This is a genomic window from Pseudooceanicola nanhaiensis (genome assembly GCF_020171315.1).
Classification (GTDB): Bacteria; Pseudomonadota; Alphaproteobacteria; order Rhodobacterales; family Rhodobacteraceae; genus Pseudooceanicola; species Pseudooceanicola nanhaiensis_A.
This window is the reverse complement of the sequence record NZ_JAIUZP010000009.1, coordinates 75,399-92,113: the sequence shown is the minus strand read 5'-3', so window position 1 is coordinate 92,113 and position 16,715 is coordinate 75,399. Positions and strand designations below refer to the sequence as shown.

Sequence of the window (16,715 nt, the reverse complement as noted above, 5' to 3'; positions counted from 1 at the left end):
CATGTTCACGATCGAGCACGAGTTTGATTCCACGGTCATCACGCTGGTCGATGACGGCCCGGCGCCGCTTCAGGAAGACATCTCGATCAACGCCTTCACCGAATGCGTGACGCTGGAACAATACGACGCGCGGACCGACGAAGTGCTGAAGATCACGCTCTCCCCGTCGCAATTGCGCGATCTGGCCGCGGCGCTGAACCTGCCTGAAGGCAGCTACGTCTTGCCGCCCAAGAAGGGCTGAGGCGCGTCAGTCCACCCGGAAGACCTTATCCCGCGCGGTCTGCCCGCGCAGCAGCGTGAGCCGCGACCGCGCGATGCCCATGGCCTTGGCCAGCAGCTTCTGCACGGCGACGTTCGCCTTGCCGTCCTCCGGCACCACCGTCACGTAGACCCGCAGCCCGCCGTCCTCGCCCCGCTCGATCCGGTTGCGCGACGCCTTGGGCGTCACGCGCAGGGCGATTTCCGCGCCGGGCTGCGCAAGGTCGGAGAGATCGGGAAGCTGTGCCATGGCCCCGGCATGGCGGGGGCGCGTGCCGCTGTCAACTCTGCCCCACCGGCCAAGGACCGCCGCCCCGGTGCCGTGGCCGCCCTTGCCAATCCGTCGCCGGGGTGATCGGATCGCGCCGACGGAAGATGGAGACCGATATGAAAACGGGTTTTTACTGGGATGAGCGTTGTTTCTGGCACTCGGGTGGCAACTACGCGCTGACCCTGCCGGTGGGGGACCTCGTCCAGCCGCTGGCCGCGGGCGGCCTGCCCGAAAGCCCCGAGACGAAGCGGCGGCTCAAGAACCTGATGGATGTGACCGGGCTGATGGGCGACCTGCATGTCTCCTCCGCCCCGCAGGCCACCCGCGAAGAGCTGGAGCGCATCCACCCCGCCGCCTTCCTCGACAAATTCAAGCAAACCTCCGACGCGGGCGGCGGCGAACTGGGCCTGCGCACGCCCTTCGGCAAGGGCGGCTACGAGATCGCGGCGCTCTCGGCCGGGCTGGCCACGGCCTCGCTGCGTGCCGTCCTGAAAGGAGAGGTGAAGAACGCCTATGCGCTCTCGCGTCCGCCGGGGCATCACTGCCTGCCCGACTGGCCCAACGGCTTCTGCCTGCTGGCCAATATCCCTGTCGCGCTGGAAGCCGCCCGGGCCGAGGGCCTGCTTGGCCGTGCCGTCGTGGTCGACTGGGACGTGCACCACGGCAACGGGACCGAGGCGATCTACTACGATCGGGACGACACGCTGACGATCTCGATCCATCAGGAACACAACTACCCGCTCGACAGCGGCGAAGTGGAAGACCGCGGCAAGGGCGCGGGCGAGGGCTGCAACATCAACATCCCCCTGCCGCCGGGTGTGGGCCATCACGGCTACCTCGAGGTGATGGAAAAGATCGTGGTGCCCGCCATCGACCGCTTCAAGCCGGACGTGATCGTCATCGCCTGCGGCTTCGACGCCGGGCCCTTCGATCCGCTGGCCCACATGATGTGCACCGCCGAGACCTATGCCGAGATGACCAAGCTGATGATGGCCGCCGCCGACCGTCACTGCGGCGGCAAGCTGCTGGCCGTGCACGAGGGCGGGTATTCCGAGGCCTATGTGCCGTTCTGCGGTCACGCGGTGATCGAAACGCTGGCGGGCAGTGACCATGTCGCCCCGGACCCGATGGCCAAGACCGTGGCCACCCGCCAGCCGAACGAGCGGGTGCGCGCCTTCCACTCGACTCTGATCGACGAGATGGCCGCGGTTCATCTTGGCTGAGACCGGTCCCGGCCCGCGCTGCCTGATGCTCGACGTGGATGGGGTGCTGATCCATCCGCGTCAGGGCGGCAGCTGGGCCGGAACCATCGCTCAGGACCTGAGGATCGACCCGGAGGCCCTGCAGCGGGTCTTCTTCCGCCCGCACTGGCCCGCGATCCTGTCCGGGCAGGAGGCTCTGGACGAGGTGCTCGCCCGGTGCCTGCCGTCGCTGCGCCGCGACCTGACGGTGGCGGACTTCCTCGACTACTGGTTTTCCCGCGATGCGCAGGTGGACGCCGCCGTGCTGGCGGCCTGCGACAGCCTGCGCGCCGAGGGCTGGCGCGTCTTCCTCGCCACCAACCAAGAGCCGCTCAGGGCCCGCTACCTGATGGAGGAGCTGCGGCTCGCACCGCATGTGGACGGGATGCTGTTCTCTGCAGGCCTCGGCGTGGCCAAGCCGCAGGCGGCCTTCTTCGCGCGGGCGCAGGCGGCGGCGGAGGTGCCCCGCGAGGCGATCCGCTTCGTCGATGACACGCCCGCCAATGTCAGGGCCGCAATGGCCGCGGGCTGGGACGCACGGCTCTGGCAGCCGGGCGCGGACCTGCGGGAGATGCTTCGCGACTGGTAAGGCCCGCTGGCCGGTGGGAGGGAGACCACCGGCCAGCGGTTGGATCTGCGCGGGCCCGATCCGCAGGGGCCTGCCGTCAGGGGATCAGCGCGACCTTGCCTGCCGGACGGGCCTCGGCGAGGTAGTCCTGCGCGGCCCCGGCCTCGGCCAGCGGGAAGGTCCGGTCGACCACCACGCGCAAAGCGCCCTCGGCCATCAGCGTCATCAGCGCGGCCATGTGATGGGCCCCGGGCCGCACCATGATCCGTTGCAGATGCACGCCCCGCGACTGCGCCAGCTGCGCCGCCGTCTCGGTGAAGTCGAGCAGGGTGATCACCCGCCCGCCCGGCCGCGTGAGGGCGACGGAGGTTTCTGCCTGAACGCCGGCCTGCGGGTCGAGGACCAGATCGAAGGGACCCACCGGCTGGGTGCGGTGGTAATCCACGGCGATGTCGGCCCCCAGCTCGCGCAGCAGATCCAGCTTGCCGGCGCTTGCCGTGGCGGTGACATGGGCGCCGCGGGCCTTGGCGATCTGGACGGCCAGATGACCGACGCCGCCCGCGCCCGAATGGATCAGCACCCGCTGACGGGGGGCGAGGCCACCGGCCTCCACCAGCGCCTGCCACGCGGTCAGACCGGCCAGCGGCAGGGCACCCGCCTGCTGCAGGTCGACCTGCGCGGGGACGCGGGCGATCTCTTCCTCCGGTACGATGGCGTGGGAGGCATAGGCCGCCGCCTGTTGCGGGAAGCGCGCCAGACCGGCCACCCGGTCACCGGGGCGGTACCAGCGCACGCCGGGGCCCACGGCCTCGACCACGCCCGCAAGGTCCCAGCCGATGGTGAAGGGCGGCTCACCGATGAGGGGAAAATGCCCGGCGCGCACAGCGGCATCGACGGGGTTCACCCCCGCGGACATCACGCGCACGCGCAGCTCGCCCGGTCCCGGCTCGGGCGTGGGCTTCTCGGACAACTGCAAGACCTGCGCACTGCCTGTGCGTTCCTGGGTAATGATCTGCATGAAATGCTCCTGTCGTTCTCTGCGACGTTGACGAGCGCCTTGATTCCACCATAACTTCCGTTTGTGAAGTAGGCACCTTTTTGGAAAGTAGTTACCCAATGGTTACTAATGCGACTGAGGGCTATACCTTCGATGTGTTTAAACGGCACTGCGCTTCGCACATGGTGCTCGACCTGCTCTCGGGCAAGTGGACCTACCTTACGGTCACCGCCCTGAGACAGGGTCGAATGCGCAATGCCGAGCTTGCACGGAAGATCGAGGGGATCTCTCCGAAGATGCTGTCCCAGACCCTGCGCGGGCTGGAACATGACGGGCTCGTCTCGCGCACCGTCCATGCCGAGGTGCCGCCGCGGGTGGACTATGAACTGACCGCGCTCGGAGAGGAACTGGCCGGTTTGATGGATCAGATCTGCATCTGGGCACAGAACCATGTGCCGGAGATCCTCACGCACCGCGCCGCCAACGGCGATCCCGAGGCGCAGGAACGGCTGGCCGCCGCCGGGGCACGCTGAGGCCCGCAGCGGGGCACTGTCCGGGGTCCGGCCCGTCGGCGCGCCCCTGTCCGACGCCGATCCTGAGGCTTTTCCAAGGTTTTACGCTTGAAACCCTGCGCCGCAGCGCCGACATGTCGGGCAGCGACAGGAGTGATCTATGCCCGAAAGAAACCAAGCCGCCCTCGATTTCCTGCTGACCCGCCGGTCCCGTCCGCCCAAGACGCTGACCGCCCCCGGCCCGTCGCGCGACGAGATGGAAGTGATCCTGACCGCCGCCGCCCGCGTGCCGGACCACGGCAAGCTGGAGCCCTGGCGCTTCATCGTGCTGGACGGCGCGGCGCTGGATCGTCTGGCCGCCCTGGCCAAGACCCGGGGCGCAGCACTCGGCAAGGACGAGGCCGACATCGCCAAGGCGGCCAAGCAGTTCGAGGATGGCGTGGTCTGCGTGGCCGTGGTGGAAAGCCCGAAGGAGAGCCCCAAGGTCCCCGTAATCGAGCAGACCTATTCCGCGGGCGCCGTCTGCCTCGGCCTCGTGAACGCGGCGCTGGCCTCGGGCTGGGGCGCGGGCTGGCTGACCGGCTGGCACGCCTTCGACCGGCCGTTCCTCGAAGAGGGCCTGGGCCTTGCGCCGCAGGAAAGCCTCGCCGGGCTGGTCTACCTCGGCACGGAAACCGTCGCCCCGCCGGAGCGCCCGCGCCCCGACCTCGCCAAGGTGGTCACATGGCTGTCGGAGTGATCCTGCAGAGCTTTGTCCTCGCGCTGTCGCAGGCCGGGGACCGGCGGTTCCGCCGGGTGCTCTTCCTCGGGATCGTGCTGACCTTCGCCCTGCTGGTGGCGGCCTATGCCGGCCTCCTCGTGCTGCTGCAGTGGCTGGTGGGCGACAGCGCCACCCTGCCGCTGATCGGCGAGGTGACATGGGTCGGAGAGCTGGTCACGTGGTCCAGCTTCTTCGCCATGATGGCGCTCTCGGTCTTCCTGATGGTGCCGGTGGCCTCGGCCATCACCTCGCTCTTCCTCGACGATGTGGCGCAGGCGGTGGAGGACCGACATTATCCCCACCTGCCCGCGGTGCCCCGGCTGCCGATCCCCGAGCAGATCAAGGACTCGCTGGGGTTCCTTGGCGTGCTGATCGGGGCGAATATCGTGGCACTGGCGCTCTACGTGCTGTTTCCGCCCTTCGCGCTCTTCATCTTCTGGGGGCTGAACGGGTTCCTGCTGGGGCGGGAATATTACACGCTGGCCGCGATCCGGCGCGTGGGCCGGGAGGAGGCGAACCGCCTGCGCGGCCGCAACTGGCTGTCGATCTGGGCGGCGGGCGTTCTGATGGCTGTGCCGCTGTCGGTGCCGCTGGTGAACCTCGTGATCCCGATCTTCGGGGCGGCAACCTTCACCCATATCTTCCATCGTCTGAATGGCGGCCTGAAGCGGGCTTGAAGCGGGCTTGAAGCGGGCTTGAAGCGGGCCTGACCGTGCGGAGCGGCTGCGCCGCACGCGATGCCTGGCCGCGGCTTGCGCCGCGCGTGGGGGGGCTGCCTGCCCCCCTTGCCGCCCTGCGGGGCGGCAAGCCCCCGGGGATATTTTGGAACAGTGGATGGGAGGAGGCCGCGTCAGTTGACGGGGCTGCGCGGGTTCATGCGGTGGAAGAGGTCGATGTCGGCAATGGTGACCCAGCCCGACAGGATGATGCCGCAGACGATGGCCCAGAGGACCAGGGTGATGCCGGTGGTGATCCAGACCTTCTGCTTCAGGTAGTGGTGCTCGGGCGCGCCGGACTGGGTGCCGGGCGTGACTTTGCCCATGTCCTGCTGGGTCTTGAGCCGGATCGGCACGACCACCAGCAGGGTGAGGAACCAGATCACCGCGAAGAGCACGAGGGCAGAGGTGATCGCCATGGATCAGACCTGCTCCAGCTCGACGAGGCAGCCGTTGAAATCCTTGGGATGCAGGAAGAGCACCGGCTTGCCATGGGCGCCGATCTTGGGCTCGCCATCGCCCAGCACCCGGGCACCCGCTTCCTTGAGCTGGTCACGGGCGGCGAGGATGTCTTCGACCTCGTAGCAGATGTGGTGAATGCCGCCAGCCGGGTTCTTGTCGAGGAACCCCCGGATCGGGCTCGCATCGCCCAGCGGGTAGAGCAGCTCGATCTTGGTGTTGGGCAGTTCGATGAAGACCACGGTCACGCCGTGATCGGGCTCGTCCTGCGGCGCGCCGACCGTGGCGCCGAGGGTATCGCGGTACTGCGCCGAAGCGGCCTCCAGGTCAGGCACGGCAATGGCGACATGGTTCAGGCGGCCGATCATGATCTCTCTCCTCATCCTTTCCCTCCTTATGCGCAGCAGTGGGGCACCACGCAAGCGACAGGTCCGCGCAGGGCCGGGGGCGGTGTCGGGTGTCCAATCGTGAAACGGCGGGTGTGCAGGACGCGGGACGGGCTGCGCGGCGGGCGCGGATTAAGCTTTCATTAGCCGCGGAGGGCTAGGGTCGAGGGGCCGGGCCAGTGGGCCCGCAGACCGACAGGAGACATGCGATGGACGATCTCGACACACGTGCCAGCTCTCCCGCCCCGACAGGGGACCGGCCCCTGCTGGGGCTCACGGTTCTGGTGGTCGAGGACAGCCGCTATGCCAGCGACGCGATGCGCCTGCTCTGCCTGCGGTCCGGGGCGCGCATCCGGCGGGCGGACAGCCTGCGGGCGGCGCGGCGGCACCTTCGGGTCTATCGTCCCTCGATCACGATCATCGACCTCGGCCTGCCCGATGGCGACGGGGCGGAGCTGATCGCCGACCTGGCCCGGGCCACGCCCCGGGTGGCGGTTATCCTCGCCACCAGCGGCGAGACGCAACTGCGCGACGAGGCCCTCGCGGCGGGGGCGGACGGGTTCCTGGCGAAACCGATGCTGAGCGTGATGGCGTTTCAGGATGCGATCCTCCGCCATCTGCCGCCGGAGTATCATCCCCGCGGCCCGCGGGAAGTCCTCTCGGACCGGGTGGAGCCGGACCCGATTGCCTACCGGGACGACATGGCCCACCTGGCGGCGATCCTTGCGCCGGACGTCCCGGTGGAGGTGGTCGACTACGCGCGCCAGTTCCTGCAGGGCGTGGCGCAGGACGCGGAGGATATCGTGCTGCTGCAGGCCGTGAAGCAACTGGAGGAAACACGCCGTCAGGGCGCCGCCCATGCAGGCGATGTTGCCCGCGTGACCGGCCTGCTGCGCGCCCGGTTGGCCCAGCCGATGGCGATCTGAAGCGGCGCAGCTTGCCAATCCGTCACCGGGGAGCCGGTTTCGATGGGGCAGCCGGGCCCTGAATGGCGCGGGCCGGCGGCTCTACACCTTTGCCGGACGCTCTCGGACCGCCGCCCCCAGACCTGCGATCTGGCAGGCGGCGATCCGTGTACGAGAGATCGGGGGACGCGCCCCCGGCCCGGCGTCAGAGCGGATCAGACCGCCAGTTTCGCGGTGATCTCGACCAGGCGTTTCGCCTGATGCGCGACGGCGGCCTTCCCGGCCTCGTCGAATTCACCGGCCTTGGCGGAATAACCATAGGGGTTGCCGCCCGCCTCGAAGATCGACCCGTCGGTGTAGCCGGGCGCCACGATGACCGAGCCCCAGTGCATGACCGAGAAGTAGAAGCTCAGCAGCGTGCTTTCCTGCCCGCCGTGGACATTGCCGGCGCTGGTCGAGGCGGTGACCGCCTTGTTGACCAGTTTGCCCTCGTTCCAGATGCCGCCCATCATGTCGATGAAGGACCGGACCTGGCTGGGCGCAGAGCCGTAGCGGGTGGGGAAGATGAAGTAGTAGCCATCACCCCAGTCCATGTCGTCGAGCGTGACTTCGGGGATGTCCTGCATCTTGTCGTACTGCGCCTTCCAGGCCTCCTGCCCTTCGACAACCGCCATCGGTGCGGTCTCGGCGAAGCGGCGCAGGCGAACCTCGGCGCCCGCGGCCTCGGCGGCCTTCGCGGCCTCGAGGGCAACGGCGTGGTTGGTGCCGTAGGTGGAGTAGAAGGGGATGACGATTTTCGGCTGTGCCATGGGGGTCTCCTTTCGGCTGTTGGGAAAAAGGTAGGGCGACGGCCCCCCTCCGACGACGGGCACCGGCGCAAACCCGCTGTGCAGAGATGCAGAGGCCTTTTCCCGCAGCCAGACCCGCCCCTGCCCCTTTCCAGACCCGGCCCGCTGCGCCATATCCAAGGCATGGCTCAGAATATCTCGCTTGCGTATTTCGAAGAGATCGCCCATCGCACCGTGGCCGACCTCCCCGAGGCTTTCCGCGCCGGGGCGCGGGAGGTGGTGGTGCTTGTCGCCGATTATCCCGATGCAGAGATGCTTGCAGAACTGGAGATCGACGATCCGCTGGAGTTGACCGGTCTCTACGAGGGCATTCCCATGACGGAGAAATCCATCTGGGACCTGCCGACGCAGCCCGATGCGGTCTGGCTGTTCCGTGAACCGATCCTCGCGGAGTGGCGCGACCGGGGCGACGTGACGCTGGAAGACCTGATCGCCCATGTCACGATCCACGAGTTCGCGCATCACTTCGGCTGGTCCGACGCCGAGATCGCCCGCATCGACCCGTGGTGGGAGTGAGCGCCCCGGCAGGCTGAGGGGGCCAGACTGCCCGGGCGCAGCCGCCGCAACATCAGCGTCGTGCGACGTGCAGGCAGCCCCGCCTTATCGGCAGTAGGCGCCGGAGCGATAGCGCGCCGTGTCGAAGTGGAAGTGGTTGCGGTGGAAGCGGTCGGACTCGGGCCCCAGCACCGTGCCGAACGGCCCGCAGGCCGCCTTGTGCAGCCGGCGCAGCAGCTTGCCATCCTTACGGGTGTTCCAGCCATCGAGCACCGTGATCTCACTCCCGTCGCGCAGCTTTATCGCCGAGATGTCGATCGCCCGGCCCTTGCCGTGCTCCGAGATCTTGGCCCCGCGCTGGTTGTTGCGCGGTCGGCAGGCGTAATGGGCCGCGACCTTCAGTTCGGAGACCCCGCCGCCGCGCCGCCCCACCTCTTTCTTCAGCGCGCCATCGATCCAGGTCTTCAGCGTTTTGGCGGTGGTGCAATCGATCAGCGCATGGGTCGACAGCGCAACGCCCGAGACCGAGCGCAGCCGCACCGCATCCTCGATCCCGCAGCCGGAGTTGCCCGCCACGCGGCCCACGTGAATGCCCTGCAGGGATGGATCGCCACAGACCGCGCCCTGCCGCAGCAGGGCCTCGGTGCGGCGGGCGGTGTCCTCGATCCGGGGCGGACGGGCACGGGGGCGCATCGCGGCAAAGCGGTTGGGATCACGCGGCTCGGCTTCGGGGCGGACGCCGAAGGTGCTGGGCGATAGCGCGCGCGCGGGGGGCCGGGCGGCGGGCGCGAGCGTCCCCGGCACCACCACCTGCTCCGGCACGCCGAGATCGGCAGGCGAGATGAAGGCATCGGCGGGCAGGATCTGGCCCTGCACGATCTGGCCCCGCGCCACGGGGCGCAAAGATTGATCGGGCGCGTTCGCCAGCAGGCTCAGCGGTGCGGCGAGACATCCCGCCAGCGCCAGAGCCGCCGCGACCCGCGCCCGGGCCGTCATGCGTCGGGCGCCTTGGGCTGACGCGGCCCACCCCGGCCGAAGTCCGGGGCCGCGGTATCCTGACCGGCCTCGATGATGCCGCGCCGGATCGCCCGCGTGCGGGTGAAGTAATCGAAGAGCAGGTCACCGTCATCCCGCCGGATCGCCCGCTGCAGGCGGAAGAGTTCCTCGGTGAAGCGCTGGAGGATCGACAGCGTCGCTTCCTTGTTCGAGAGGAAGACATCCCGCCACATGGTCGGGTCCGAGGCGGCGATCCGGGTGAAGTCCCGGAAACCGGCAGCGGAATACTTGATCACCTCGCTGTCGGTCACCCGGCGCAGGTCGTCGGCCACGCCCACCATCGTGTAGGCGATGAGGTGCGGCGTGTGGCTGGTGACGGCAAGGACGAGGTCGTGATGCTCGGCGTCCATCTCATTGACGTTGGCGCCCAGCCCTTCCCAGAACCGGCGCAGTGTCGTGATGGCCTCCGCGTCGGAGCCATCGGAGGGCACGATCAGGCACCAGCGGTTGTCGAAAAGCTCGGCAAAGCCCGCCTCGGGGCCGGAATGCTCGGTCCCCGCCAGCGGGTGCGCGGGCACGAAATGCACGCCCTCGGGGATATGCGGGCCCACGGCGTCGATCACGGATTTCTTGACCGAGCCCACGTCAGAGACGGTGGCGCCGGGTTTCAGCGCGCCGCCGATCTCTTCGGCCACGGCGCCCATGGCGCCCACGGGCACGCAGAAGATCACGAGGTCCGCGTCGGCCACGGCCTCGGCGGCGGTGTCGGCGACGGTGTGGCACAGGCCGATCCGGCGGGCGGTCTCGCGCACCCCCGGGTCGCGGTCATAGCCGATGATCTCGCCCGCAACCTGACCACGCTGCGTGGCCCATGCGATGGAGGAGGCGATCAGGCCGAGGCCGATCAGCGCAAGCTTGGGGTAGACGGGGGCCGCGGCGGCCCCCGGGGTCGTCACGTCGGTGGTCATCGTGCGCCGCCCTTGAACTGGCCGATGGCATGGGCCACGCGGCGGCAGCTCGACTCGTCGCCCACGGTGATGCGCAGGCAATGGGGCAGCTTGTAGCCCGCCACGCCGCGCACGATCAGCCCCTGGGATTTCAGGTAGGTGTCGCAGGCCATGGCCTCGTCCTCGTCGGCGAAACGCGCGAGGATGAAGTTGGCGGTCGACGTGTCGGAAGGCACGCCGTGCTCGGCCAGCGCCTCGGCCAGCCACGTCCGCAGGCGGGCGTTTTCCGAACGTGAGCGCTCCAGGTGGGCACGGTCGCGCACGGCAGCCTCGGCCGCGGCCAGCTGCGTGGAGGACAGGTTGAACGGCCCGCGAATGCGGTTGAGAACGTCGATCACCTCCTGCGGGCCATAGCCCCAGCCGATCCGCAGCCCGCCGAGGCCGTAGATCTTGGAGAAGGTGCGCGTCATGACGACATTCGACCGGCTGTCCACCAGCGCGGCACCGCCGTCGAAGCCTTCGACATATTCCGCATAGGCGCCGTCGAGGACGAGCAGCGCCTGCTCCGGCAGGCCGGCGGCGAGGCGAGCGACCTCGTTGCCGCCGATCATCGTGCCGGTGGGGTTGTTCGGGTTCGCGATGAAGACCAGCCGCGTGCGCTCGTTGCAGGCCGCCAGAAGGGCGTCCACATCGGTGACACGCTCGCGCTCCTTCACCTCGACGGGCGTCGCGCCCGCGGCAAGGGCCGAAATCCGGTACATGGAGAAGCCGTGTTCGGTAAAGAGCACCTCTTCGCCCGGCCCGGCATAGGCCTGACACAGGAAGGCGATGATCTCGTCCGAGCCGACGCCGCAGATGATCCGCTCGGGGTCGAGCCCGTGGGTGTCCGCGATGGCCCGGCGCAGCGAGGCATGATCGGTGGGGGGATAGCGGTGCAGGTCGTAGACCGAGCGCCGCACGGCCTCGACAGCCGCTTCACCCGGGCCGAAAGGGTTCTCGTTCGACGAGAGTTTCACCACGTCGGTCTGGCCTGCGACCTTGGACGCGCCGCTCTGGTAGAGCGCGATGTCCATGATGCCGGGCTGAGGTCTGATCGAATGGGTCATGTGTCTCACCTGAAATATCGGCCCTCCATAGCGGGGGCCGACCGGTCTGACCAGCATAGGCCGATCATGTCAGCCCTGTCATTGCGGCAGGGTTGCAACAAGGCCGCAGGGGGTGCTTTTTCCCCGCCCCTGCCCGGTCTAGGGTCGCGCCGCAACGGGTTGAAAGGGGCGAAACATGCCGGAAACCAGCACAAGCTACCAGATCAGCCCCGCCCGGGCCGAGGAAGCCGCAGCGCTGGCGGCGCTGTCGATCGAGGTCTGGCTGGGCACCTACATCCGCGAGGGCGTGGCCCCGGTCTTTGCCGACTACGCGCTGCGCCACTTCACCGCAGAGGCCGTGGCGGGCTGGATCGCCGCGCCGGAGGGGGTTTTCCTCGTCGCGCGCGACGCCGCCGGGCCGGTGGGCTACCTGCGGCTGGAAGAGGCGCGCCCGGCCCCGGTGATGGCGCCCGGCGTCTCGCCGGCCGAGATCGTCACACTCTATGTCCGGCCCCGCTTCCACGGCGCAGGGCTGGGCCGGGCCCTGCTGGCCGTGGGGCTGGAGGCAGCGCAGGCGCGCGGCCTGCCGCGCCCGTGGCTGGCGGTGAATTCCGAGAACACCGGGGCGCTGGCGTTCTACGCCGCCTGCGGCTTCGTCAGCATCGGCCAGACCGTCTTCCGCATCGGCGAGGGCGCCTATCCGAACGAGTTGCTGGCCGCGCCCTGATCCTCGTCAGCCCGACCCGTCCAAGCCCTGATCTGCCTGCGCAGAGGCCTCAGCCCGCCAGCACGTTCCGGAAGGCCCAGGGGTTCTCCTCGTCCAGCTCCTCCGGGAACTGGGTCTGGCGATTGGTGAGCGGCGTCCAGTCGGTGTAATGCCCCTCGACCGGGCCGAGGTAGGGCTTCTGGATTTCGAGGCAACGGGCGTGGTCCATCTCGTCGGTCTCGACGATGCCCGCCTCGGGGTTCTCCAGCGCCCAGACCATCCCGGCCAGTACGGCAGAGGAGACCTGCAAGCCGGTCGCGTTCTGGTCCGGGGCGAGCGACTTGGTCTCTTCGTTGGACAGCCGCGAGCCGTACCAGAGCGCGTTCTTCTCGTGGCCGTAGAGCAGCACGCCCAGTTCGTCGATGCCGCCCGGCTCGATCTCGTCGACGCCGAGGATGTGGTGATCGGTCTGGATCTGCTCCGAGCCGAACATCTCGTGTAGCGATAGCACCGCGTCATCGCAGGGGTGGTAGGCATAGTGGCAGGTGGGCCGGAACTCCGGCGCCTCGACCATGCCGACGGTGTAGTAATCCGCGATGGAAATTGCCTCGTTGTGGGTCACGAGGAAGCCGAACTGCGGCCCCGGCGTGGGGCACCATGTGCGGATGCGGGTGTTGGCGCCGGGCTGCTCCAGCCAGATGCCCGCAAGGCAACCGTAGTCGTAGCCATGCGCATTGTCGGGCCGCCACGTCTCGGCGGTGCCCCAGCCCAGTTCGGCGGGCTGGAAGCCTTCGGCGATGAAGCCCTCCACCGACCATGTGTTCACGAACTGCCCCGGTTCGCGCGGGGTCAGGCGCACCTGCGTGTCGCGTTCCGCGATATGGACGCCCTTCACGCCGAGGTCGCGCATCAGCCGCCCCCAGCCCGGGCGGTCCGTCGGCGCGGTTGCGTCGCGGCCCATGTCGGCGGCCAGCTTCAGCAGCGCCTCTTTCACGAACCACGAAACCATGCCGGGGTTCGCGCCGCAGCAGCTGACCGCGGTGGTGCCGCCGGGGTTGGCCGCCTTCTCGTCCCGCACCTTCTGGCGCAGGGCATAGTTGGTGCGCGCGGCATTGTCCTCGGTCTCGAAGTAGTAGCCCGCCCAGGGCTCCACCACGGTGTCGATGTAGAGCACGCCCTTCTCGCGGCAGAACCGCAAGATGTCGAGCGAGGAGGTATCGACCGAGAGGTTCACCACGAAGCCCTTGCCCGTCTCGAAGAGACCGCCAAGCACCTCGCGGTAATTCTCAGGCGTCAGTGCCACCTCCAGATGCCGGATGCCACGCTCTTTCAGCTCGGCCGCCACGGCACCGTTGGGTTCGATCACCACCAGCTTCTCGCGGTCGAAGTCGAAGTGACGCTCGATCAGCGGCAGTGTGCCCCGGCCGATCGAGCCGAAGCCGATCAGGATCACGGGGCCGTCGATACGGGCATGGACGGGATGGGTCACGGGCTCTCTCCTGCTGGCGGTCCGGTCTGAACCTAGAGTGCGCAATCGCGCCGTCCATGCAATGGGGCCCGCACGAAATCGTCAGTGATATCCTGACGAAAGCGGCGGGCGACAGTCTCTTCCCGGGCCCTTCCACGGACGCCCGCGCAGATGTGATCGCCCGCGACGCGCCAAAGCGCGCGAGTAGGAAGGCGGGGCATTGATCGCGCAGCAACGGGAACATACCATGAACACATGGGTAAGAAATCTCTCGATCAGAAACTCGCGATTCTCTCCGATGCGGCGAAATACGATGCCTCCTGCGCCTCCAGCGGGGGGCAGCGGCGGGATTCGCGCGATGGCAAGGGCATCGGCTCGGTCACCGGGTCGGGCATCTGTCATGCCTATGCCCCGGACGGGCGCTGCATCTCGCTGCTGAAGATCCTGATGACGAACTTCTGCATCTATGACTGCGCCTATTGCGTGAACCGGGTCTCTTCCAACGTGGAACGCGCCCGCTTCTCGCCCGAGGAGGTGGTGGAGCTGACGCTGGAGTTCTACCGCCGCAACTATATCGAGGGGCTGTTCCTCTCCTCCGGCATCATCCGCAGCCCCGACGACACGATGGCCGACATGGTGCGCATCGCCCGCCTGCTGCGGCAGGAGCACGGGTTTCGCGGCTACATCCATCTCAAGACGATCCCCGACGCCGCGCCCGAGCTGATCGAGGCCGCGGGGCTCTATGCCGACCGGCTGTCGATCAACGTGGAGCTGCCGACCGACAAGGCCGTGGCCGTTTACGCGCCCGAGAAATCGCCCGAACGCATCCGCCGCGCCATGGCCGACGTGCGCCTGCTGAAGGAGGCCCGCAAGGAGAAGAGCTTTACCGGCAAGCGCCCGCCGCGCTTTGCACCCGCGGGCCAGTCGACGCAGATGATCGTCGGCGCGGACGGGGCGCAGGACACGACGATCCTGCGCAGCTCGACCCGGCTCTATTCCTCCTACCGGCTGAAGCGGGTCTATTACTCCGCCTTCTCGCCGATCCCCGACAGCTCTGCCGCGCTGCCGCTGGTGAAACCGCCACTCATGCGCGAGCACCGGCTCTATCAGGCGGACTGGCTGCTGCGGTTCTACGGCTTCGACGTGGAGGAGATCGCCTCTGCCGCGCCCACGGGCAACCTCGACCTTGAAGTCGATCCCAAGCTGGCCTGGGCGTTGGCGAACCGGCACCTCTTCCCGCTGGACGTGAACCGGGCCGAGCGCGAGATGCTGCTGCGCATTCCCGGCGTCGGGGTGCGTTCGGTGAACCGCATCCTCGCCACGCGGCGGCACCGGACGCTGCGCTACGAGGACCTCGTGCGGATCGGGGCCAACATGAAGCAGGCCCGGCCCTTCCTCACGGCGCTGGACTGGCATCCGCGCGCGCTGACCGATTCCGCCGATCTGCGCGCCCGTTTCGCCCCGCCGCCCGAGCAGTTGCAGCTGATCTGATGCGCCGCATCACCCTGCCCGAGATCGGCACCTTCGAGGCCTGGCGCGCCGCCGCGCGCGACCTGCTGGCCGAGGGTGTGCCGCCGGAGCAGGTGCTGTGGCATCGCGGCGCGGCAGAGCGCGACCTCTTCGCAGGCGGGGACGATCCGGCGCCTAGCCCGTCCGGAGACCTCTTCGGCGGTACACCGGCCCCGCCCGTCAAAGCCGTCACCGTGCCCAAGGGCTTCGTCCAGCTAGCCCGCATGGTGGTCTGGCACCGCGATCCGGAACGGTTCGCCCGGCTCTATGCCCTGCTGTGGGCGCTGCGCGACCGCCGCGGCCTGCTGGAGGACCGGGGCGATCCGCGCGTCGACCGGCTGAACCGCATGGCCAAGGAGGTGGGCCGGGACAAGCACAAGATGACCGCCTTCGTGCGGTTCCGCGACCTCGGCCACGACGGCCCGCGCCGCCGCTTCGCCGCGTGGTTCGAGCCGACGCACCTGATCCTTGAGCCCACTGCGCCCTTCTTCGAGAAACGCTTTGGCGACATGGACTGGTCGATCTTCACCCCGGACCTGACGGCGCATTTCGTGGACGGACAGACCCGGTTCGAGCCTGCCTTGGCCCGGCCTGACCTGCCGCAGGATGCGGCGGAGGAGCTCTGGCGGACCTACTTCCGGAACATCTTCAACCCCGCGCGGCTGAAGGTGAAGGCGATGCAGGCCGAGATGCCGCGCAAGTACTGGCGCAACATGCCCGAGGCCGAGCTGATCCCCGAGCTGATCGCCACCGCGCAAAGCCGCGCCCGTGCCATGGCCGAGGCCGCGCCGACGCTGGCGCCATCGCGCGCGGCCAAGATCGGCGCCCGGCTGCGTGCGCCCGAAGCGGCCGAGGTGCCTCAGGGCCTCGACGCGCTGAAGGCCGGTCTGGCGGGCTGCCGCCGTTGTCCCCTGTGGGAGAATGCCACCCAGCCGGTGCCGGGCGAGGGTCCGCTGGATGCGCCGCTGATGATCGTGGGCGAACAGCCCGGCGATCACGAGGACCTCGCCGGGCGGCCCTTCGTGGGACCCGCCGGGCAGCTTTTCGACACGGTGGCGGCGCGGGCGGGCCTCCTGCGCGACCGGGCCTTCGTGACCAATGCGGTGAAACACTTCAAGTTCACCCCACGCGGAAAGCGGCGGCTGCATCAGGCCCCCAATGGCGGCGAGATCCGGCACTGCCGCTGGTGGCTCGATCTGGAGCGCGAGATGGTGAAACCGCGGCTGATCCTCGCCATGGGCGCCACCGCGGTGGAAAGCCTGACCGGCGACAGGCGCGAGCTGACGAAACGGCGCGGGCGGCTGGAGGCGGCGGAGGACGGCACCCCGGTGCTGATCACCCTGCACCCCTCCTACCTGCTGCGCCTGCCCCCGTCGGAGCGTCCGCAGGCCGAGGCGGCCTTCGAGGCCGACCTGCGGCAGGCCGCCGGGATCATCGCCGCCATGGACTGAGGCGAGGGTCGAGGCGTGATCGAGGTGCGGGCAGAGTGGGCCCACACTGCCCGCACCAGCCGAGCGGGCGGCCTGCCCGGCACCCCCAATAGCAAAAAGGGCCACACCAGAGGTGCGGCCCTTTCCGGATCGGATCG

General features: G+C 68.8%; 20 protein-coding genes. 11 read left to right on the top strand and 9 right to left on the bottom strand.

Annotated elements, in window-relative coordinates; genetic code table 11:
* The first annotated feature begins 1 nt into the window (after position 1).
* Positions 2–241 carry a hypothetical protein gene (locus LCM32_RS15995; RefSeq protein ID WP_224822095.1) on the top strand — a complete coding sequence of 80 codons (240 nt, stop codon included), beginning with the start codon at positions 2–4 and terminating at the stop codon, positions 239–241.
* Between the two features lie 6 nt (positions 242–247).
* Here LCM32_RS15995 and LCM32_RS15990 read toward each other — a convergent pair whose 3' ends face one another.
* Positions 248–508: a DUF167 domain-containing protein gene (locus LCM32_RS15990; RefSeq protein WP_224822094.1), complete on the bottom strand. Its 261-nt coding sequence runs from the start codon at positions 506–508 to the stop codon at positions 248–250.
* Between the two features lie 137 nt (positions 509–645).
* Between LCM32_RS15990 and LCM32_RS15985 the strand changes: the two genes are divergently transcribed.
* The gene (locus LCM32_RS15985; RefSeq protein WP_224822093.1) at positions 646–1,752 is read left to right on the top strand and encodes a class II histone deacetylase; all 1,107 of its coding nucleotides are present in this window, start codon (positions 646–648) and stop codon (positions 1,750–1,752) included.
* Positions 1,745–2,359, top strand: a complete 615-nt coding sequence (locus tag LCM32_RS15980) for an HAD-IA family hydrolase (RefSeq protein ID WP_224822092.1) — start codon at positions 1,745–1,747, stop codon at positions 2,357–2,359. The genes LCM32_RS15985 and LCM32_RS15980 overlap by 8 nt, the downstream gene beginning before the upstream one ends.
* 76 nt (positions 2,360–2,435) lie before the next feature.
* On the opposite strand, the gene LCM32_RS15975 is transcribed toward LCM32_RS15980, so the two are convergent.
* Positions 2,436–3,356 (bottom strand): NADP-dependent oxidoreductase, encoded by a 921-nt coding sequence (locus tag LCM32_RS15975; RefSeq protein WP_224822091.1) that lies wholly within the window; start codon positions 3,354–3,356, stop codon positions 2,436–2,438.
* A gap of 98 nt (positions 3,357–3,454) precedes the next feature.
* Between LCM32_RS15975 and LCM32_RS15970 the strand changes: the two genes are divergently transcribed.
* The 3 genes from LCM32_RS15970 (at position 3,455) to LCM32_RS15960 (ending at position 5,284) form a co-directional block, all read left to right on the top strand.
* On the top strand, positions 3,455–3,868 hold the full coding sequence (locus LCM32_RS15970; protein ID WP_224822090.1) for a winged helix-turn-helix transcriptional regulator: 414 nt from the start codon (positions 3,455–3,457) through the stop codon (positions 3,866–3,868).
* Between the two features lie 139 nt (positions 3,869–4,007).
* Positions 4,008–4,586: a nitroreductase gene (locus tag LCM32_RS15965; protein WP_224822089.1), complete on the top strand. Its 579-nt coding sequence runs from the start codon at positions 4,008–4,010 to the stop codon at positions 4,584–4,586.
* Positions 4,571–5,284 (top strand): EI24 domain-containing protein, encoded by a 714-nt coding sequence (locus LCM32_RS15960; protein WP_224822088.1) that lies wholly within the window; start codon positions 4,571–4,573, stop codon positions 5,282–5,284. Before LCM32_RS15965 ends, LCM32_RS15960 begins: the two co-directional genes overlap by 16 nt.
* A 173-nt stretch (positions 5,285–5,457) precedes the next feature.
* On the opposite strand, the gene LCM32_RS15955 is transcribed toward LCM32_RS15960, so the two are convergent.
* Both LCM32_RS15955 and mce read right to left on the bottom strand, forming a co-directional pair.
* Positions 5,458–5,742: a DUF1467 family protein gene (locus LCM32_RS15955; protein ID WP_224822087.1), complete on the bottom strand. Its 285-nt coding sequence runs from the start codon at positions 5,740–5,742 to the stop codon at positions 5,458–5,460.
* Between the two features lie 3 nt (positions 5,743–5,745).
* On the bottom strand, positions 5,746–6,150 hold the full coding sequence (gene mce, locus LCM32_RS15950; RefSeq protein ID WP_224822086.1) for a methylmalonyl-CoA epimerase: 405 nt from the start codon (positions 6,148–6,150) through the stop codon (positions 5,746–5,748).
* Positions 6,151–6,377: 227 nt separating this feature from the next.
* Here mce and LCM32_RS15945 point away from each other — a divergent pair, with 227 nt between their 5' ends.
* On the top strand, positions 6,378–7,094 hold the full coding sequence (locus LCM32_RS15945; RefSeq protein ID WP_224822085.1) for a response regulator: 717 nt from the start codon (positions 6,378–6,380) through the stop codon (positions 7,092–7,094).
* Between the two features lie 194 nt (positions 7,095–7,288).
* On the opposite strand, the gene LCM32_RS15940 is transcribed toward LCM32_RS15945, so the two are convergent.
* Positions 7,289–7,882 (bottom strand): NAD(P)H-dependent oxidoreductase, encoded by a 594-nt coding sequence (locus LCM32_RS15940; RefSeq protein ID WP_224822084.1) that lies wholly within the window; start codon positions 7,880–7,882, stop codon positions 7,289–7,291.
* Between the two features lie 162 nt (positions 7,883–8,044).
* Here LCM32_RS15940 and LCM32_RS15935 point away from each other — a divergent pair, with 162 nt between their 5' ends.
* Positions 8,045–8,437 (top strand): metallopeptidase family protein, encoded by a 393-nt coding sequence (locus LCM32_RS15935; protein WP_224822083.1) that lies wholly within the window; start codon positions 8,045–8,047, stop codon positions 8,435–8,437.
* Positions 8,438–8,521: 84 nt separating this feature from the next.
* Here the strand turns inward: LCM32_RS15935 and LCM32_RS15930 are convergent, their stop codons facing one another.
* Genes LCM32_RS15930 through hisC form a run of 3 tightly spaced genes read right to left on the bottom strand, consistent with a single transcriptional unit; the run spans position 8,522 to position 11,465 of the window.
* On the bottom strand, positions 8,522–9,412 hold the full coding sequence (locus tag LCM32_RS15930; protein ID WP_224822082.1) for an extensin family protein: 891 nt from the start codon (positions 9,410–9,412) through the stop codon (positions 8,522–8,524).
* Positions 9,409–10,380: a prephenate/arogenate dehydrogenase family protein gene (locus tag LCM32_RS15925; protein WP_224822081.1), complete on the bottom strand. Its 972-nt coding sequence runs from the start codon at positions 10,378–10,380 to the stop codon at positions 9,409–9,411. The genes LCM32_RS15930 and LCM32_RS15925 overlap by 4 nt, the downstream gene beginning before the upstream one ends.
* Complete coding sequence (hisC, locus tag LCM32_RS15920; RefSeq protein ID WP_224822080.1) at positions 10,377–11,465, bottom strand: histidinol-phosphate transaminase; 1,089 nt, start codon at positions 11,463–11,465, stop codon at positions 10,377–10,379. The genes LCM32_RS15925 and hisC overlap by 4 nt, the downstream gene beginning before the upstream one ends.
* Positions 11,466–11,640: 175 nt before the next feature.
* On the opposite strand from hisC, the gene LCM32_RS15915 reads away from it, so the two are divergent.
* A complete protein-coding gene (locus tag LCM32_RS15915; protein WP_224822079.1) occupies positions 11,641–12,171 on the top strand; it encodes a GNAT family N-acetyltransferase in 531 nt (176 codons plus the stop codon).
* A 49-nt stretch (positions 12,172–12,220) separates the two neighbouring features.
* Here LCM32_RS15915 and LCM32_RS15910 read toward each other — a convergent pair whose 3' ends face one another.
* A complete protein-coding gene (locus LCM32_RS15910; RefSeq protein WP_224822078.1) occupies positions 12,221–13,639 on the bottom strand; it encodes a homospermidine synthase in 1,419 nt (472 codons plus the stop codon).
* A 234-nt stretch (positions 13,640–13,873) separates the two neighbouring features.
* On the opposite strand from LCM32_RS15910, the gene LCM32_RS15905 reads away from it, so the two are divergent.
* On the top strand, positions 13,874–15,109 hold the full coding sequence (locus tag LCM32_RS15905) for a putative DNA modification/repair radical SAM protein (protein ID WP_224822077.1): 1,236 nt from the start codon (positions 13,874–13,876) through the stop codon (positions 15,107–15,109).
* Positions 15,109–16,578 carry a UdgX family uracil-DNA binding protein gene (locus LCM32_RS15900; protein WP_224822076.1) on the top strand — a complete coding sequence of 490 codons (1,470 nt, stop codon included), beginning with the start codon at positions 15,109–15,111 and terminating at the stop codon, positions 16,576–16,578. The genes LCM32_RS15905 and LCM32_RS15900 overlap by 1 nt, the downstream gene beginning before the upstream one ends.
* Positions 16,579–16,715 lie beyond the last annotated feature (137 nt).

Excerpts from the sequence above, each read along its gene's own strand:
- LCM32_RS15995 (WP_224822095.1), top strand. The coding sequence starts at position 2 with ATGTTCACGATCGAGCACGAGTTTGATTCCACGGTCATCACGCTGGTC.
- LCM32_RS15935 (WP_224822083.1), top strand. The coding sequence starts at position 8,045 with ATGGCTCAGAATATCTCGCTTGCGTATTTCGAAGAGATCGCCCATCGC.
- hisC (WP_224822080.1), bottom strand. The coding sequence starts at position 11,465 with ATGACCCATTCGATCAGACCTCAGCCCGGCATCATGGACATCGCGCTC.
- LCM32_RS15985 (WP_224822093.1), top strand. The coding sequence starts at position 646 with ATGAAAACGGGTTTTTACTGGGATGAGCGTTGTTTCTGGCACTCGGGT.
- LCM32_RS15975 (WP_224822091.1), bottom strand. The coding sequence starts at position 3,356 with ATGCAGATCATTACCCAGGAACGCACAGGCAGTGCGCAGGTCTTGCAG.
- LCM32_RS15900 (WP_224822076.1), top strand. The coding sequence starts at position 15,109 with ATGCGCCGCATCACCCTGCCCGAGATCGGCACCTTCGAGGCCTGGCGC.
- LCM32_RS15915 (WP_224822079.1), top strand. The coding sequence starts at position 11,641 with ATGCCGGAAACCAGCACAAGCTACCAGATCAGCCCCGCCCGGGCCGAG.
- LCM32_RS15970 (WP_224822090.1), top strand. The coding sequence starts at position 3,455 with ATGGTTACTAATGCGACTGAGGGCTATACCTTCGATGTGTTTAAACGG.
- LCM32_RS15925 (WP_224822081.1), bottom strand. The coding sequence starts at position 10,380 with ATGACCACCGACGTGACGACCCCGGGGGCCGCCGCGGCCCCCGTCTAC.
- LCM32_RS15990 (WP_224822094.1), bottom strand. The coding sequence starts at position 508 with ATGGCACAGCTTCCCGATCTCTCCGACCTTGCGCAGCCCGGCGCGGAA.
- LCM32_RS15905 (WP_224822077.1), top strand. The coding sequence starts at position 13,874 with ATGGGTAAGAAATCTCTCGATCAGAAACTCGCGATTCTCTCCGATGCG.
- mce (WP_224822086.1), bottom strand. The coding sequence starts at position 6,150 with ATGATCGGCCGCCTGAACCATGTCGCCATTGCCGTGCCTGACCTGGAG.
- LCM32_RS15940 (WP_224822084.1), bottom strand. The coding sequence starts at position 7,882 with ATGGCACAGCCGAAAATCGTCATCCCCTTCTACTCCACCTACGGCACC.
- LCM32_RS15965 (WP_224822089.1), top strand. The coding sequence starts at position 4,008 with ATGCCCGAAAGAAACCAAGCCGCCCTCGATTTCCTGCTGACCCGCCGG.
- LCM32_RS15945 (WP_224822085.1), top strand. The coding sequence starts at position 6,378 with ATGGACGATCTCGACACACGTGCCAGCTCTCCCGCCCCGACAGGGGAC.
- LCM32_RS15955 (WP_224822087.1), bottom strand. The coding sequence starts at position 5,742 with ATGGCGATCACCTCTGCCCTCGTGCTCTTCGCGGTGATCTGGTTCCTC.
- LCM32_RS15960 (WP_224822088.1), top strand. The coding sequence starts at position 4,571 with ATGGCTGTCGGAGTGATCCTGCAGAGCTTTGTCCTCGCGCTGTCGCAG.
- LCM32_RS15930 (WP_224822082.1), bottom strand. The coding sequence starts at position 9,412 with ATGACGGCCCGGGCGCGGGTCGCGGCGGCTCTGGCGCTGGCGGGATGT.